The sequence below is a fragment of the Hydrogenivirga caldilitoris genome, from assembly GCF_003664005.1.
GTDB classification, from domain to species: Bacteria; Aquificota; Aquificia; order Aquificales; family Aquificaceae; genus Hydrogenivirga; species Hydrogenivirga caldilitoris.
The window spans coordinates 1,130,971-1,145,882 of record NZ_RCCJ01000001.1 but is presented as its reverse complement, the minus strand read 5'-3'; the positions used below and the strand labels follow the sequence as shown (position 1 = coordinate 1,145,882).

Sequence of the window (14,912 nt, the reverse complement as noted above, 5' to 3'; positions counted from 1 at the left end):
CTCTGTGAACACATATAATACTACAGAGCGGAGGTATAACAATGACTGACCCGGAAAAGGTTAAGAAGCTTATGCAGAAGGCAAAGCTTGCCGATGAGAACCTTCAGATAAACTTCGTCATCCTTGACCTTAGTCCTAAGTGGATGAAGTGCAGGAGGACGAAACGAATCGTGTTCCAGTTTCATAAACTCGGAGATGCGGAGAACAAAACCGGATGCGGAAAGGAGCTGGAAAACTACCAGATACTCCCTGACAGACAGGAAAACCTCGTGGTAACGCAGGTAAACATGATGCTTGGAGGTTTGGGTCTCCTTGTATTTTTTGACCTCTGCCCTGAGTGCTTTGGAGACGTCAACAGGTGTACTCCAATTGAAGAGAAGAGTTGAAGGGTAAGGTAGTTCTGATAACAGGTTCAAGCGTAGGTATAGGTAGGTACACAGCCTACGAGTTTGCAAGAGCCGGGGCAAACGTTGTGCTTACTTACTACAGGGACAAAGAGGAAGGGGAAAAGACCCTGGAGAAATGCCTTGAACTCGGAGCCCAGAGTGCGACCTTACTTTACCTGAACCTTCTGGATAACGAAAGTATAATGAGTTGTGTTAAAGAGACCGCTTCGCGGTATGGAAACATAGACATACTGATAAACAACGCCGGTGTCCTTGCCTGGAAACCCCTCAGGGAACAGAGCTTCCTTGAGATAGAGACCCAGATAAGGGTCAACCTTGAGGGTCTGATAAAACTTACAAAAACAGCACTACCCTACGTGAAGGAAATGGTGATAAACATAGGGAGCGGTGCAGGCAAGACAGGCTTTTCCGAGCTCACCACTTACTGCGCTACCAAGTTCGGTGTGAGGGGTTTTACACAGGCTCTTGCTGAGGAGGAGAGGGGCATAAAGGTGTACGCGGTGAATCCAGGGATGACCGCTACCAGAATGACGGGTTACAGTGGAGTACACCCGGAAAAGGTGGCAAAGGTGATTTTTAAGGTGGCAACAGGTGGGATAAGGAAACCCTCAGGCAGCGATGTGGACGTATGGGAATACCTCTGATGTGCTATCATATTATTAGAATTTCCTTAAACGGAGGTGCGAATATGAGGAAACTACTCGCAGTAATGCTTATCGCTGGAGGAATGACTTTTGCCGCTGATGGTGCAGCCATATTCAAATCCAAGGGATGTGCATCCTGCCACCAACCTGCAGCCGATACCGTTGGACCCGGACTTAAAAAGATAGCTCAGGCTTATGCAGGTAAGGAAGGTGAGCTTGTTAAATTTCTGAAAGGTGAAGCACCTGCCATAGTTGACCCGGCGAAAGAAGCCATAATGAAGGCTCAGCTCACCATGGTTAAGAACCTTCCCGAAGACCAGCTCAAGGCTCTCGCCGATTTCATTCTCAGCCACAAGTAAAACCGCCAGGGGGACTCTCACGTCCCCCTTCAATACCCAATACCTCCTATAATATTCCTCCATGATAGAGGACTTCGGAAACTTCAAGAGGGACAAATACTGTGGAGAAGTCTCCTTAGAGGATGTGGATAGGGAGCTCAGACTGTGCGGTTGGGTTCACAGGGTCAGGAACCACGGCGGCGTTGTCTTCATAGACCTGAGGGACCGTGAAGGTATAGTCCAGGTTGTGATTGAGGAAAAAACCAACCCGAAAGCCTATGAGAAGGCGGACAGGGTTAAACCCGAGTGGGTTATAGGTGTAGTGGGTAAGGTTAGGAAGAGACCAGAAGGTACAGAGAACCCAAAGCTGAGAACAGGATATGTGGAGGTCTTTGCGAGCGATATAAAGGTCTTCAATACGTCTGAAGTTCCCCCGTTCCCGGTAGAGGAGGAAACCCATGTTTCTGAAGAGCTCAAGCTCAGGTACAGGTATATAGACCTGAGAAGGTTCTCCATGAGCCAGAACATGCTCTTTAGGCACAGGTTTTACCAGACTACGAGAAGGTTTTTTGAAGAGGAGGGTTTTATTGAGATAGAGACCCCTTTCCTCACCAAATCCACTCCTGAGGGTGCCCGGGATTTTATAGTTCCTTCTAGGTTACACCCAGGCAAATTTTACGCCCTTCCCCAATCTCCTCAACTGTTCAAACAGATACTTATGATTTCCGGTTTTGACAGGTACTTCCAGATAGTTAAGTGCTTCCGTGACGAGGACTTGAGGGCAGACCGACAGCCGGAGTTTACCCAGATAGATTATGAGATGTCCTTTGTGAGAGAAGAAGAAGTTATGGACATTGCTGAGAGGCTGGTGGTTAGACTCTTTAAGGAGCTTCTGGGTGTTGAGCTGAAGACCCCCTTTGAGAGGGTTTCCTATCGGGAAGCCATGGAGCGTTACGGTACAGATAAGCCTGACAGGAGGTTTGGTCTTGAGCTTATAGAGCTCTCTGACATATTCGGGAATACAGAATTTAAGGTTTTCAGAAGTGTGCTTGATAAAGGAGGGGTAATAAAGGCTATAAACTTCAAAGGGAGCAACCTATCAAGGAAGGAGATAGACAACCTAACGCTCTTTGTCCAGAAGCTCGGTGCTAAGGGGCTTGCTTGGATAAAGGTAGAGCAAGGAAAACTCGTATCGCCCATAGTCAAGTTCTTTTCCCAGCAGGAGACCGACAACCTCCTTAGGCGTGTCAATGCTGAGGAAGGGGACGTTATATTCTTTTCGGCAGATACTAAGGAGATGGTCTACAAGATACTCGGAGCTCTTAGGCTTGAGCTTGCAAAGACATACGGGCTTGTAGATAAGAGTAAATGGGATGTCCTCTGGGTTGTGGACTTTCCCCTTATGGAATGGGATGAGACGGAAGGTAGATTCCTTTCCCTTCACCACCCCTTTACCGCTCCGGTAGAGGAAGACATTCCAAAGCTTGAAGAGGCTGTAAAGGTCCAGGACCTTGCAGAAAAGAAGGCGCTTGTTCATTCTGTCAGGGCTAGGGCTTACGACCTTGTTATAAATGGTGAAGAGGTAGGTGGCGGCTCAATCCGTATTCACAGGACAGACCTTCAGGGACTGATATTTAAGCTTTTGGGCATAGGTGAGGTAGAAGCTCAGGAGAAGTTCGGCTTTCTGCTTGAGGCTCTCAAGTTTGGGGCGCCTCCCCATGGAGGGTTAGCCTTCGGTCTGGACAGACTCGTGGCTTTAATGAGGGGGCTTGAATCCATAAGAGATGTGATAGCCTTCCCGAAAACCCAGAAGGGGATATGCATGCTCACGTCCGCTCCCGATTATGTGACACCAAAACAGCTGAAAGAGGTTCACATAAAGGTTATGGAGTAGCATGAGGGTTGTGGCTGTAATCGGGTCTTCTAACTCTACAGAGGAGGAGTATCAGATAGCCTATGAGGTTGGCAAAGAGCTGGCTAAGAGGGGTTTAGCTGTGGTGTGTGGTGGGAGGACCGGGGTGATGGAAGCTGTGTGCCGAGGAGCCAAGGAGGAGGGAGGCATTACGATAGGTATAATGCCTTCTTACGAGGGGAATGAAGCAAACCCTTACGTTGATATAAAGATAAATACAGGTATGGGCTGGAACAGGAACCCGATAGTCGTGGCTTCTGGTGAGATGGTGATCGCCATAGGTGGTCATTGGGGAACTCTCTCGGAGATAGCCTACGCTCTCATCCTGGGAAAGTATATAGTTGGATACAAAACCCACGGTATAGAAGGTGTGGATTTTGCACGTACAAAGGAAGAAATCTTGGGGAAGGTAGATGAGTTCTTTAAAACTACCGCGGGCAATTGATATTAAAAATTACTGATTAATAACAGCTTGAAATATTCCCTTTCTATGACGAAATTATTAAGGGAACGGAGGAGTTTTATGAATCAAGAAATAGGCTTTTTGGAACAGATGCTCTTTAATACTATGTTCTCCGAGATTGAGGAGAGATACAACGATGTAGTTGACATATACAGAAACGATTTTGAGATACTTTCCCTTGCCCAGCATCTCAAGGGAATAAGCGATACGGTGTTAGAAGTTTACAAGGAGATACCCAACCCTAGTAAAAAGCTCGGAGAAGAACTTTACACAACCCTTTATCAGGTGTTGAAAGATGTAAGCTCAATACTTTACGACCTCTCCATAGCGGAGGGTGACCAGCTGAGTTATGTTGTTATGCAAGCTTACAGGAAACTTGACAGCATAAATTCTCTCTTTGAGAAGTTGGTATGATCTTTGAAAGCAGAGAGGAAGCAGGGAGTTTACTGGCTGAAGCTCTTAGAGATAAGATACATCCTGACGATAGACCCATAATCCTTGCGATCCCCAGGGGCGGGATACCTATAGCCTACTCTGTTTCCCAGAAGCTCCAGATACCTATGAGCATAGTTGTGGTCAGAAAGCTTGGTCTGCCATGGAATGAGGAGGCAGGCTTTGGAGCCATAGATTCCGATGGAGAGACTTATTTAGATCAGGAACTGGTAAGTTACGCAAAGCTTGATGAAAAAACTATAGAAAGCATAGCCAAGAAAGAGCTGGAGGAGCTCAAAGAGAGGGAACGTAAGTTTCTCCCCAACGGATATCCAGAGCTCTCGGGTAGAGAGGTTATAGTTGTGGACGATGGAGTTGCTACCGGCTACACCGCAGTCGCGAGCGCAGGGTTCGCCAAGAAGAGGGGTGCCAAGAGAGTTATAGTTGCGGTGCCTGTGTGTCCAAAGGGAACGGCAAAGAGGTTCATGGGATACGCGGATGAGTTCATTTGCTATCACTCCTCGTCTGAGATGAGTTTTGCTGTGGGTATGTTTTACAAGGATTTCCATCAATTATCGGATGAGGAAACCCTGAGCTATATAGAGAAGGCTAAGGAGGCTGGACTTTGGGAGCCGAGATGAGCTCCTCACCCTGAAGGTTCCAGTAAGCTGTTAAGCTCTTTGCAAAGGCTCTCATTGACGGTAAACTCTCTCTCCAAAAACTTCCTCACCGGGACAACACCCATTAGAGAGTTTGTTATAAAGACCGAATCCGCCTCAGATAGCTCCTTAACTTTTAAGGACTTCTCCCGTATATCTACCCCCTTCCTTATCAAATACTCCAGAGTCGTGCCCCATAGAAGTCCGCTCTCCCTGTCTGGAGTGTAAAACCTTTTCCCTTTCAAAAGTATCAGGTTTGACGCTGAGCACTCTGTTAACTCTTCTCTCTCGTTGAGTACTATACAGTCAAAGGCGCCCTTTTCCTTGGCTTCCCTCCTAACTAAAACGTTAAAAAGGTAAGAGGTGGTTTTGTGTCTAAACACAGGATTCTGGGAATGTCTTCTAAAGGAAGACAGGGCAAGCTCCACACTTTTGGGCGGTGGAGAAGGTTCTCGGACCAGCACCCTCACCTCATAACTTTCGGGTTTGTCTACGTAATAACTGCTCCCCTTTGATAGAAGAAGAAACTTGACGTAAAGCCCCGAATCTTCCCCCACTACGGTCTTTATGTAAGCCAGGAACTCCTCATAACTTGGGCAGGGTAACCCTAAAAAATCTGCGGAGGTTTTAAGTCTCTCGTAGTGGAGCTTGAGCTTCTCGTTTTCACCAAACCACTTTATAGTCTCAAAGAGCCCTTCTCCGAAGTAAAGGGTCCTGTTCATACCTTTGCCTGGAGCTTTCTGAAGGCTCTCCTTATACCCCTTATTGCCTGTTTTATCCTGAGTTCATTTTCAACCAGGGCAAACCTTACGTACCCCTCACCATACTCTCCGAAACCTATCCCGGGGGAGACCGCAACCTTTGCCTCCCTGAGCAGGAACATGGAGAAGTCCAGGGAGTTCATGCCCACCCATTCGGGTATCTTTGCCCATACGAACATGGAGCCCTTTGGCTTTTCTACTTCCCAACCCGCACTTCTAAGCCCCTCAACGAGGACATCTCTCCTCTGCTGATAAATTTTGGCGTTTTTCTCAACTATCTCGTAAGGGCTGTCTAAGGCTATAACCGCTGCAACCTGAATAGGGGTAAATACACCGTAGTCAAGATAGCTTTTAAGATGGGCAAGGTTCCTTATTATCCTTTCGTTGCCAAGGGCAAAGGCTATCCTCCAGCCTGCCATTGAGAAACCCTTTGACATAGAATAAAGCTCAACAGCTACGTCCTTTGCCCCTTCTATTTCAAGGATAGAGGGGGGCTTGTAGCCGTCAAAGGATATGTCCGCGTAAGCGAAGTCGTGGATTATCCACATGCCCTTTTCTCTTGCAAACCCAACCAGCTCTTTGAAGAATTCTCTCTCAACACATATTGTTGTGGGATTGTGGGGAAAGCTCACAACAACTGCCTTTGGCGACGGCATAGACTCTTTTACGGTTTGATATAGCCTTCTCAAAAAACCCTCCTGGGGATCTTCATCGTCCCCAAATATCAACGGGATGGTTCTCACCTCACCCCCGGCTATTATGGGTGCGTAGTAGTGTATCGGGTAAGTGGGGTTAGGAACTAAGATTGAGTCTCCTGGAGTTATCATTGCAAGTATAAGGTGTGAGTAGCCCTCTTTGGCTCCTATGGTCATAATCGCTTCCTTCTCTGGGTTTAGTTTTACTCCAAACCTCCTTTCATAGAAATCACATATAGCCTTTCTCAGTCTGGGGATACCTTTTGAAGCTGAGTAACCATGGACATTAGGACGCTTGGCAACCTCGCAGAGCTTGTCTATTATATGGGGGGCTGGAGGGGTCGTTGGATTCCCCATGCCCAGGTCTATAATGTCCTCTCCCTCTCTCCTAAGCTTGTGTTTGAGCTCATTCACAACAGCGAACACGTAAGGGGGGAGTCTCTTTATCCTTGGAAAAGCCCACTCCATCTCTTTGTCAGTCATTCTCGTATTCCTCCTCAAGCTCCTTACACTCAATACACATCGTGGTCACAGGTCTTGCCTTTAACCTCTCGTAAGGAATCTGAGCGCCGCAGTTCTCACATATACCGTAGGTTCCCGATTCTATCCTCATGAGGGCATAGTCTATCTTGTGTATCAGCTTTGCCTCCCTTCCCTTTATCCTGAAGGTCAGATACCTCTCCTCTTCAAGGTCTGCTCTGTCTATCTCGTCTCCACCCTCAAAGGTGACGTTTGAAGGGTCTCTTATCTGCTCCTGGGCAGATTCTATCAGCTTCTCCCTCATCTTGAGGAGACTTTCCCTGAGCTCCTTTACCTGTTCCTCGGTCAAATGTTTCAATTTATACCTCTCTTAATATAATTAGTATATAGCTTCAGCTCCTCTGAACAACACTCCGGAAGTTATATCACCCTCAAGATGTGGAAGGTAAGAACCAGACAGGCTAAGAATATTATGAGTCCATATGCCTTGTAGAGCCAGGTGTGGGTCCTGTATCTACCCTCGTCAACCTGCCTTATCGTCCTGTAGAAGTTAAGGGTTCCAAGAGCAAGGGTCAAAAGACCCACGATTATTATGAATAGCCCTATGCCTATCAAACTGTCATGGTTTCCCTTTATGGGGAAGTTAAAAACCTCCTTTAGCTGCTTCAGGAAGAACTCAAATTTTTCTATCACGAAACCAAAAACTATCAGTGCTATAGCTGTCCTTATCCAGGCGAGGAAGGTCCTCTCTGAAGCCATGTATATCCTTGGGTCCGTGGTTTCCTTGGGCGACACTTCAACACCTCCATCAAGGTATTTTAAGTCCAGGTAAAAGGTCAAAAGACCGGTCACTATGAGAATAACTCCAATGACTGCAGAAGCCTTAGCGAGAAAGTCTATCAGCACGGAAACGTGTATAACCTGCTTGAAGTCCGAAAGTATCTCCAGCTTCCTCAGAAACACGCCGAAGGAGAGGGTATAAAGGGAGAACCTAATGTAACCCAGGTAGGTTCTTTCCACGGACATGTATATTCGGGCGTCCTTTGCGGAAGGAAGATGCTTTGCTATAAGCATTATCTTATATTATAAATTCCTTATTTACTCCCCGACAACCACTCCGCTATCAGCTTTACCTCCATATCCGAGAGTCCCTGCCCCCACGGACACCTCTTAGCGAGCTGGATTACACCCTCTGGGTTATTTTGAAACTTCTGCCTGAGGTACTTCAAGGGCTTCTTGCTGTCCTGAGCGTGACACTTTATGCAGTGATTCTTGAACAGGATTTCCCCTTCATGTACAGCAAAGGCGGCGTTTATCAAGAATAAAAGGGTTATTATCGCAACCATAACTCACCTCCTTCCTTTAGAATTTATGCCTATGCGTTTGGTTGTTTCAGGTGGAGGTACCGGAGGGCACTTCTTCCCGGCTCTTGAAGTTTTGAGGTCTGCAAAGGAAAGAAAGCTAAACCTGCTTTACGTTGGAGCTCAGAGGGGCATAGAAAAGAAGCTTGAATCCCAGATACCCTCTGAAAAGCTCTTCTTGGAGATTTACCCTTACAGAGGTGTCTCCGTTAAATATAAGCTGAGAGCCCTCCTTAGTTACGTAAGAGGTTTTATGGAGCTCAGGCGTGTGGTAGGTGGGGATTTTCGTTCCCTGATATTCGGAGGTTACGCCAGTGTACCGGTGGGTGTTTTAACCCTTTTTAAAAGGAGAGCACTGTTCCTCCATGAGCAGAACTCCGTGCCCAGTATGACCAATAGGAGCTTTTATCCCTTCGCCCGAAGTGTCTTCATAACCTTTGAGTATACAAGGAGGTTCTTCAGGGGAGAGCATGTGGTCAAGACTGGAGTGCCCGTGAGAAGGGAGCTTTTAGAGTTCAGTATGGAAAAGGGTAACGCAAAGGAAGCTTTAGGTTTTGAATCCAAGTCCCCCTTGGTCCTGTTTATGGGAGGAAGTCAAGGGGCGAGGTTTCTTAACACGTTAGGGATTGACTTCGCCAGAAAGACTGGGGTACAGGTCTTGATACTATCCGGTGAGCAAGATTATGAGAGAACTCTTGAGCTGTCAACTAAGCTTGAAAAGGTGAAGGTTTTCCCCTTCAGGACTGATATGGGACTTATATACTCGGCGTCAGACGTTGCCGTTTGCCGGGCTGGTGCTGGGACTGTGACTGAACTGTCTCTCTTTAAGGTTCCTGCAGTCTTCATTCCTTTCCCTCACGCAGCTGGAGACCACCAGTATTACAACGCTAAAGAGATAGAAGACCTTGGGGGTGGATTCGTAGTGCGGCAGGAAGAGGTGAACCTTGAAAAGCTGATCGCCTTTGTGGATAGAGTGTTTGCAAACCTCAAGAGAATGAGGAATTCCATAGGAGCCTTTGCAAATCCAAAGGCAACGGAGTTAATCCTTGACCAGGTTCTCAAGGACTGACCTGAGCTCATCTCGTCTTCTTTCTGTGCTGAGCGGGATATAGGGAATTTCCTCGGGTGGCTCAAAGACTTGTTTCTGTTTTAGGTATATCCTGTAATCTGCATCTGAAACGTCTTTTCTGCCAGAGAGCCTTTTCCTTATCTCACTGTCACCTGCCGTTGCAAGTATGAAGAGGGGGTTTTTAAAGTTCTCCTTCACAAGCTCCCGTTGCCACCTCTTTAAGAAGGTTGCATCAAGAACCACCCTCTTACCTTCAGACAAAAGCTCTTTTGCCCTTCTTACAAGCTCTTCGTAAACCTTTCTGGTTATGTCCTCCGTATATATACCTTTTCCGAACTCAGCCTTAGCCTCCTCCTCCGGTTTCATACCCATAAGCTCCTTCCTTATCACATCACTCCTCAACCACTCGTATCCGAATTCCTCATGGAGTATCCTTGAGACAAAAGATTTTCCTGAACCTGAAAGCCCAAAAACTACAACAACTTCCCTCATAAGGAGGATTTTAATTGACTAAAGGCTCAGGATTTCATATATTAGAAAATATGAATATACTTATTTACTTATTCCTGTTATTGGTAAGCTTCTCCTTTCCGCAGGAGATCTCAAAGCAAGACCTGGAGAAAGGTTACGAAGTTTACAAGAACAACTGTTCTATATGCCATATGGAACAGGCAACCCTGTGGGACTTCCTGAAAGCTCGTCTTAACGTCTTGAATGGTCAGAAGCCAGAAAACATAGATGCCCCTCCTATGAACCTTGTCTCCGCGAGGATTAAGGAGTTCTATCCCACTGAGCTTGAGTTTGTACAGTTTGTAAACGACTATATAACACACCCTTCAAGGGTAAAAGGTGTTTGTAAACCTGCAGCTTACCTATTCTTTGGAACCATGCCACCCATAGGTCAGGGAATGTCCGAGGAAGAAAGGGAAGCCGTTGCCAAGTGGATGTATTACAGATACAGTGACGTATGGGATGACTTTTTCAAAAGGGTAAAGGAACTTCAAAGAAGAGTGCAATCAGAAAAGAGAAGCCTTCCCTGAGCTTCCGTAAAGGCGAATCCTCCTCTTGACAACCTCCTTTACCTCTTCCATGGCAGGTTTTAGGAACTTTCTTGGGTCAACGTTTCGTCTTTCTTCACTCATCATCCTTCTCAATGTTGATATGAAGGCAAGTCTCAGGTCTGTATCGGTGTTTACCTTGTTTATGCCGAGTTCAATAGCTCTTCTTACATCATCGTCAGGCACGCCCCTGGCACCTTTCAGTTCTCCGCCGTACATGTTTATCTCGTTCACATATTCATAGTAAACGCCAGAAGCTCCGTGAAGAACTAAGGGAAGGTTGGTTCTCTCTTTCACCCTTCTAAGCCTTTCAAAATCAAGTCTTGGCTCCCCTTTAAACTTAAAAGCTCCGTGGGCTGTTCCTATTGCCGGTGCGAGGGCGTCTATGCCAGTGCCCAGGGCAAATTCCTTAGCCTGCTCCGGGTCTACTAAAACTTCCTCCACACTCTCCACCTCATCCTCCCTACCAACAAGCCTTCCAAGCTCGGCTTCAACTGATATGCCCAGTGGAGAACACAGGGAGACAACCTTCCTTGTGACTTCAAGGTTTTCCTTGTAAGGTTTGTCCGAATAATCTATCATCACCGATGTGTATCCGTACCTAATCGCGAGCAAGACACTTTCCACACTCCTGCCATGGTCAAGGTGAAGGGCGAAGGGAACCTTGTAAGAGTCCTTTACCGCATGGACCATACCTGCAAGGAACTCTATCCCGGCGTATCCTATGGCACTTTCTGTAGTTTGGAGAAAGACCGGGGCTTCCTCTTCCTGAGCAGCCTCAAGGATAGCCTTTAGGAACTCCATATTGTTGAAGTTAAAAGCACCAACTGCAAAGCCGAATTCATTAGCCCTCTCAAATAGAAGTTTCCCCGACACGAGAGGCATACCTTAATTTTAAGTTTTTTACCCCTTGACATCTGAAAGTAAGTGTTTACTTTTATATCAGGAGGGAAGAGAGATGGATTTTGGATGGCTTGAAGTAGTCATAGCGTCCTTACTTCTCACCCTTGTTGGCGGCACCATACTTACCAGAGGCAGAAGCTGGCTTGACCCGGTGTTCTGGAAGAGATTTGCCATAATAGGCTCGTTGGTGATGTTCGTATTCTTATGGATTCTGACCTTTGATACCCTGAGCAAAACTTCCGTTGGAACTGACAGAGTTCCAAACCCCACGGTTATAAACAAGAGGATAGGATATGAACTGAACGCTGAAAAGGGCTACTTCACTCCCGTTATTCTGGGTGATGAACCCCTCTTTGGAAAAACCTACAGTGAGGAGGAGGCTACCGCCCTCCTTGTTAAAGGAAAACTCGTTATACAGAGCAGGAACTGTATGGACTGTCATACCCTTTTGGGCAATGGAGCTTACTACGCTCCCGACCTTACGAAGGCTTGGCTTGACCCCAAGTGGGAGAAAATCATGATTCCGATGACCGGAGCAAAAACCAGAGAAGAAGCTATGGTGAGGTTTCTTATGCACCCGGACAGGTACGCTACCTGGACGAGGAGGATGCCAAACCTCCATCTAAGTGAGGATGAGGCTAAGGCAGTGGTTGCATACCTGAAGTGGATGTCCGCCATAAATACCAACGGTTTTCCTGACCACTTTGGGAACTCAAAGCTTGTCCAGCTTGATTAAAGGGAGGTTTGAAGATGGGCAAACTCTATGAAAGTCAGAAGATAGCTCTCCTTTACTTTTCCGTGGCTATTGTGCTCTTTGGGGCACAGCTCTTCTTTGGCTTGATTGCCGCCTACCAGTACATAAACCCGGATTTCCTGTACGGTATCCTTCCCTTCTCTGTAACCAGGATGCTTCACATAAACGCAATGGTCGTGTGGTTGCTGATGGGGTTCATAGGCGGTATATACTGGCTCCTTCCCTCGGAAACCGGCAGGGACGTTGTGGGGGCTAAGCTCGGTAAACTCGCCTGGTTCCTGCTGACCGCAGCGGTTGGCATCGTTGTTTTGGTTTACTTATTCAAGCAGATAGGTAAGGGAGATATCTTTACCCTCTGGTTTATAACGGAAGGGAGAGAGTATATAGAAGCACCGAGGTGGGCAGACCTTGGTATAGTCGCGGTTATGCTCATAATATACTTCAACGTGGCTGCTACAGTTCTCAAGGCGGGGAAGATAACCGGTCTTCTCGGCGTCTTGCTTGTAGACCTCCTTGCCCTCGCCGGACTGTACGTGGCAGGTATGTTCTTCACACCGAACATAACTCATGATCAGTTCTGGTGGTGGTGGGTTGTTCACCTCTGGGTTGAGGCTACCTGGGAGGTTCTTGTCGGTGTCCTTATGGGCTACGCCCTAATGACCGTTTTGGGAACTCCGAGAAGGATAGTTGAGGGGTGGCTTTACCTTGAAGTTCTCCTCGTCTTTGGAACAGGGATTTTAGGACTTGGACATCACTACTACTGGATAGGAACTCCCGAGTACTGGCTCGGTATAGGCGGCTTCTTCTCTTCCTTGGAACCCCTCCCTCTCGTTGCCATGATAGTCCACGCCGTTTACGATGCTGGCGTTCACAAGCTCCAGACAGTCAACAGACCAGCCCTCTTCTGGATATTCCTTCAGGCTTTCGGGAACTTCTTCGGAGCAGGCGTATGGGGTTTCATGCACACCCTCCCTCAGATAAACCTCTACTCCCACGGAACGCAAATGTCAGCTTCCCACGGGCACCTTGCCTTCTTTGGAGCTTACGTTGCAACGAACGTAGCCCTTATATATATAGCCCTCCAGCACATAAGAGCCCCAGAAGGTCCTATACTTGACAGTAAGACCTGGAAGGTGGCTTATATAGGAATGATAGTGTCCATGGTGGGAATGGTTGGTGCACTGTTGGTGGCAGGCTTTGCCCAGACCTTCTTTGAAAGAGCCGTAGGCGGTGCTACCTGGCAGGACTTCATAACTGCCCAGATGCACCCATGGGTCAGCGTACCCTACCTCTGGAGGTTCGGCTTTGGGGTTATATTCTTCCTATCCTATCTGGTACTCCTATATGACCTTGCCACGATAGGTAAAAAGGTAACTGTTGCGGAGGTGAAACCGGCATGATAAGTCCTTATGAGGTGGTGGCGCTGCTCGCCGCCGGCTTCTTTTACATCCTTGGTGCGGGTGGATACACTTTCTTCTATACCTACAAAAGACTGAAGGGAGACGGAAAGTACGAGTACGTGGCTTTTGCCTTTATGGGGCTCATGCTCTACTGTGCTTACGTTATGGTTTCAAGTCCTGTCTTCAGCTCCTTCTGGAAGGGACTCCTTTCCTTTGCTACTTTGGGTTACCTGCTGATACCCCACGGTATGTGGTGGGTTGTGGTCAGGATTCATAAGTTTGAAGAGGAGGAAAGGAAACGCTCCCAGACTACTTAAGAGACTGAAGGGAAAGTATCTCTGACCTCTTAGGTCTGTGGTAGAGCATCGTGAGTCCGGAGGTTATCAGAAGAGGAAAGCCGTAGAATCTGTCTCCCAATACGAGCAGTAGAAACCCGAATATACCTATAAACTCTGATATGGCTAAAGAGACTATGACCGCTATCCTGTAAACTTCAAGAGCCTTTTCTAATTTCTTCTCCTTCCCAGCCCTTCTTAGGTAACTTCTCCTTGCGTAAACCGAGTAGGTAATTGTACCTATACTCAGGAGGTAGAAAAGCGTCCTCAGTCTATTCAGGGATTCTTCTCCGAACTCAAAGCCCACGTAACCTTTCAGAAAAAGCCCTAAAACAGTGTACCCTAAGACTGAAAAGAACATTGCAAACCATATCAAGTTTAAGATGTTCCACGTTTTCCCTATATACTCTGTCCTTTCCTCTCTTTTCATACTCAGCCGAACCTTCCGGTTATGTAGTCCTCGGTGAGTTTCTCATTTGGTTTCGTGAATATCTTCTCAGTTTCTCCAAACTCCACAAGTTCTCCAATATACATAAAGGCTGTATAGTCGGATATTCTTGCAGCCTGCTGCATGTTGTGGGTGACTATAATGATAGTAACTCTCTCTTTTAGTTCAACTATAAGGTCTTCAACCTTTGAGGTTGATATTGGGTCAAGGGCGGAGGTCGGTTCATCAAAGAGAAGTATTTCAGGCTCAACTGCTATAGCCCTTGCGATGCAGAGTCTCTGTTGCTGTCCACCCGATAGGGAGTAGGCGTTTATATGCAGTCTATCTTTAACTTCGTCCCAGAGAGCTGCCCTTCTGAGGGCTAACTCAACCGCTTCGTCCAGCAAATTTTTGTTTTTTATCCCCCTTATCCTGAGTCCGTAGGCAACGTTTTCGTATATAGACTTTGGGAAGGGGTTAGGTTTCTGAAATACCATCCCCACCCTCATCCTGACTTTGAGGGGATCAACGTTCGGGCTTATCAGGTTTATGCCATCAGGATGAAGTATAGCCTCACCGTCGTATCTTGCCCCCTCATAGAGGTCGTGCATCCTGTTGAAACATCTGAGCAGGGTTGTTTTTCCACACCCTGAAGGTCCTATTATGGCTGTGACCTTCTTTTCATATATGGGAAGGTTTATGTTCTTGAGGGCATGAAAGCTGCCGTAGTAAAAGTTCAAGTTTCTCACCTCAAGCTTCAAAGTCTCCTTGCCCATTCTCTCTTTCTTCTCCTCCTTAAATATCTTATCGGACT

Annotated in this window: 21 protein-coding genes; 12 read left to right on the top strand and 9 right to left on the bottom strand. The window is 47.0% G+C overall.

All coding sequences use genetic code 11. The features are described 5' to 3' along the window. The first annotated feature begins 41 nt into the window (after positions 1–41). The 7 genes from BCF55_RS06290 to BCF55_RS06260 all read left to right on the top strand — a co-directional run bounded on the left by BCF55_RS06290 (position 42) and on the right by BCF55_RS06260 (position 4,837). Positions 42–386: a hypothetical protein gene (locus tag BCF55_RS06290; protein WP_170144765.1), complete on the top strand. Its 345-nt coding sequence runs from the start codon at positions 42–44 to the stop codon at positions 384–386. Then, positions 383–1,051 (top strand): SDR family NAD(P)-dependent oxidoreductase, encoded by a 669-nt coding sequence (locus BCF55_RS06285; RefSeq protein ID WP_121011597.1) that lies wholly within the window; start codon positions 383–385, stop codon positions 1,049–1,051. Before BCF55_RS06290 ends, BCF55_RS06285 begins: the two co-directional genes overlap by 4 nt. 44 nt (positions 1,052–1,095) lie before the next feature. Then, a complete protein-coding gene (locus tag BCF55_RS06280) occupies positions 1,096–1,410 on the top strand; it encodes a c-type cytochrome (RefSeq protein ID WP_121011594.1) in 315 nt (104 codons plus the stop codon). Positions 1,411–1,471: 61 nt separating this feature from the next. Then, on the top strand, positions 1,472–3,283 hold the full coding sequence (gene aspS / locus BCF55_RS06275) for an aspartate--tRNA ligase (protein WP_121011591.1): 1,812 nt from the start codon (positions 1,472–1,474) through the stop codon (positions 3,281–3,283). Between the two features lies 1 nt (position 3,284). Further along, a complete protein-coding gene (locus tag BCF55_RS06270; RefSeq protein ID WP_121011588.1) occupies positions 3,285–3,746 on the top strand; it encodes a TIGR00725 family protein in 462 nt (153 codons plus the stop codon). A 78-nt stretch (positions 3,747–3,824) separates the two neighbouring features. After that, positions 3,825–4,178, top strand: coding sequence for a hypothetical protein (locus BCF55_RS06265; RefSeq protein ID WP_121011585.1), 354 nt, complete (start codon positions 3,825–3,827; stop codon positions 4,176–4,178). Continuing rightward, positions 4,175–4,837, top strand: a complete 663-nt coding sequence (locus BCF55_RS06260; protein WP_121011581.1) for a phosphoribosyltransferase — start codon at positions 4,175–4,177, stop codon at positions 4,835–4,837. Before BCF55_RS06265 ends, BCF55_RS06260 begins: the two co-directional genes overlap by 4 nt. Positions 4,838–4,842: 5 nt before the next feature. Here BCF55_RS06260 and BCF55_RS06255 read toward each other — a convergent pair whose 3' ends face one another. The 5 genes from BCF55_RS06255 to BCF55_RS06235 form a co-directional block, all read right to left on the bottom strand. After that, entirely contained in the window at positions 4,843–5,577 is a 735-nt protein-coding gene (locus tag BCF55_RS06255) for an aminotransferase class IV (RefSeq protein ID WP_121011578.1), read from the bottom strand. Continuing rightward, a complete protein-coding gene (locus BCF55_RS06250; protein ID WP_121011575.1) occupies positions 5,574–6,794 on the bottom strand; it encodes an aminotransferase class I/II-fold pyridoxal phosphate-dependent enzyme in 1,221 nt (406 codons plus the stop codon). Before BCF55_RS06250 ends, BCF55_RS06255 begins: the two co-directional genes overlap by 4 nt. After that, positions 6,787–7,149, bottom strand: a complete 363-nt coding sequence (gene dksA, locus BCF55_RS06245) for an RNA polymerase-binding protein DksA (protein ID WP_121011572.1) — start codon at positions 7,147–7,149, stop codon at positions 6,787–6,789. The genes BCF55_RS06250 and dksA overlap by 8 nt, the downstream gene beginning before the upstream one ends. A gap of 62 nt (positions 7,150–7,211) precedes the next feature. Further along, positions 7,212–7,865, bottom strand: a complete 654-nt coding sequence (locus BCF55_RS06240; RefSeq protein WP_121011569.1) for a DUF202 domain-containing protein — start codon at positions 7,863–7,865, stop codon at positions 7,212–7,214. Positions 7,866–7,885: 20 nt separating this feature from the next. Further along, positions 7,886–8,137, bottom strand: a complete 252-nt coding sequence (locus tag BCF55_RS06235; RefSeq protein ID WP_121011566.1) for a c-type cytochrome — start codon at positions 8,135–8,137, stop codon at positions 7,886–7,888. A gap of 31 nt (positions 8,138–8,168) precedes the next feature. On the opposite strand from BCF55_RS06235, the gene murG reads away from it, so the two are divergent. Next, on the top strand, positions 8,169–9,221 hold the full coding sequence (gene murG / locus BCF55_RS06230) for an undecaprenyldiphospho-muramoylpentapeptide beta-N-acetylglucosaminyltransferase (protein ID WP_170144764.1): 1,053 nt from the start codon (positions 8,169–8,171) through the stop codon (positions 9,219–9,221). Here the strand turns inward: murG and BCF55_RS06225 are convergent. Continuing rightward, a complete protein-coding gene (locus BCF55_RS06225; protein ID WP_121011560.1) occupies positions 9,192–9,713 on the bottom strand; it encodes a P-loop nucleotide/nucleoside kinase family protein in 522 nt (173 codons plus the stop codon). The two genes, murG and BCF55_RS06225, sit on opposite strands and share 30 nt — an antisense overlap. Before the next feature lie 50 nt (positions 9,714–9,763). Here BCF55_RS06225 and BCF55_RS06220 point away from each other — a divergent pair, with 50 nt between their 5' ends. Further along, positions 9,764–10,261, top strand: a complete 498-nt coding sequence (locus BCF55_RS06220) for a c-type cytochrome (RefSeq protein WP_121013164.1) — start codon at positions 9,764–9,766, stop codon at positions 10,259–10,261. On the opposite strand, the gene fba is transcribed toward BCF55_RS06220, so the two are convergent. Further along, positions 10,238–11,164 carry a class II fructose-1,6-bisphosphate aldolase gene (fba, locus tag BCF55_RS06215; protein WP_121011557.1) on the bottom strand — a complete coding sequence of 309 codons (927 nt, stop codon included), beginning with the start codon at positions 11,162–11,164 and terminating at the stop codon, positions 10,238–10,240. The two genes, BCF55_RS06220 and fba, sit on opposite strands and share 24 nt — an antisense overlap. A 73-nt stretch (positions 11,165–11,237) precedes the next feature. Here fba and BCF55_RS06210 point away from each other — a divergent pair, with 73 nt between their 5' ends. Genes BCF55_RS06210 through BCF55_RS06200 form a run of 3 tightly spaced genes read left to right on the top strand, consistent with a single transcriptional unit; the run spans position 11,238 to position 13,653 of the window. Further along, positions 11,238–11,918, top strand: coding sequence for a c-type cytochrome (locus BCF55_RS06210; RefSeq protein WP_121011554.1), 681 nt, complete (start codon positions 11,238–11,240; stop codon positions 11,916–11,918). A gap of 14 nt (positions 11,919–11,932) precedes the next feature. Next, the gene (locus BCF55_RS06205; RefSeq protein WP_121011551.1) at positions 11,933–13,336 is read left to right on the top strand and encodes a cbb3-type cytochrome c oxidase subunit I; all 1,404 of its coding nucleotides are present in this window, start codon (positions 11,933–11,935) and stop codon (positions 13,334–13,336) included. Continuing rightward, on the top strand, positions 13,333–13,653 hold the full coding sequence (locus tag BCF55_RS06200; protein WP_121011548.1) for a hypothetical protein: 321 nt from the start codon (positions 13,333–13,335) through the stop codon (positions 13,651–13,653). The genes BCF55_RS06205 and BCF55_RS06200 overlap by 4 nt, the downstream gene beginning before the upstream one ends. Here the strand turns inward: BCF55_RS06200 and BCF55_RS06195 are convergent. Both BCF55_RS06195 and pstB read right to left on the bottom strand, forming a co-directional pair. Continuing rightward, a complete protein-coding gene (locus tag BCF55_RS06195; RefSeq protein ID WP_121011545.1) occupies positions 13,646–14,101 on the bottom strand; it encodes a hypothetical protein in 456 nt (151 codons plus the stop codon). The genes BCF55_RS06200 and BCF55_RS06195 overlap by 8 nt on opposite strands. 2 nt (positions 14,102–14,103) lie before the next feature. After that, on the bottom strand, positions 14,104–14,874 hold the full coding sequence (gene pstB / locus BCF55_RS06190; protein WP_121013162.1) for a phosphate ABC transporter ATP-binding protein PstB: 771 nt from the start codon (positions 14,872–14,874) through the stop codon (positions 14,104–14,106). Positions 14,875–14,912 lie beyond the last annotated feature (38 nt).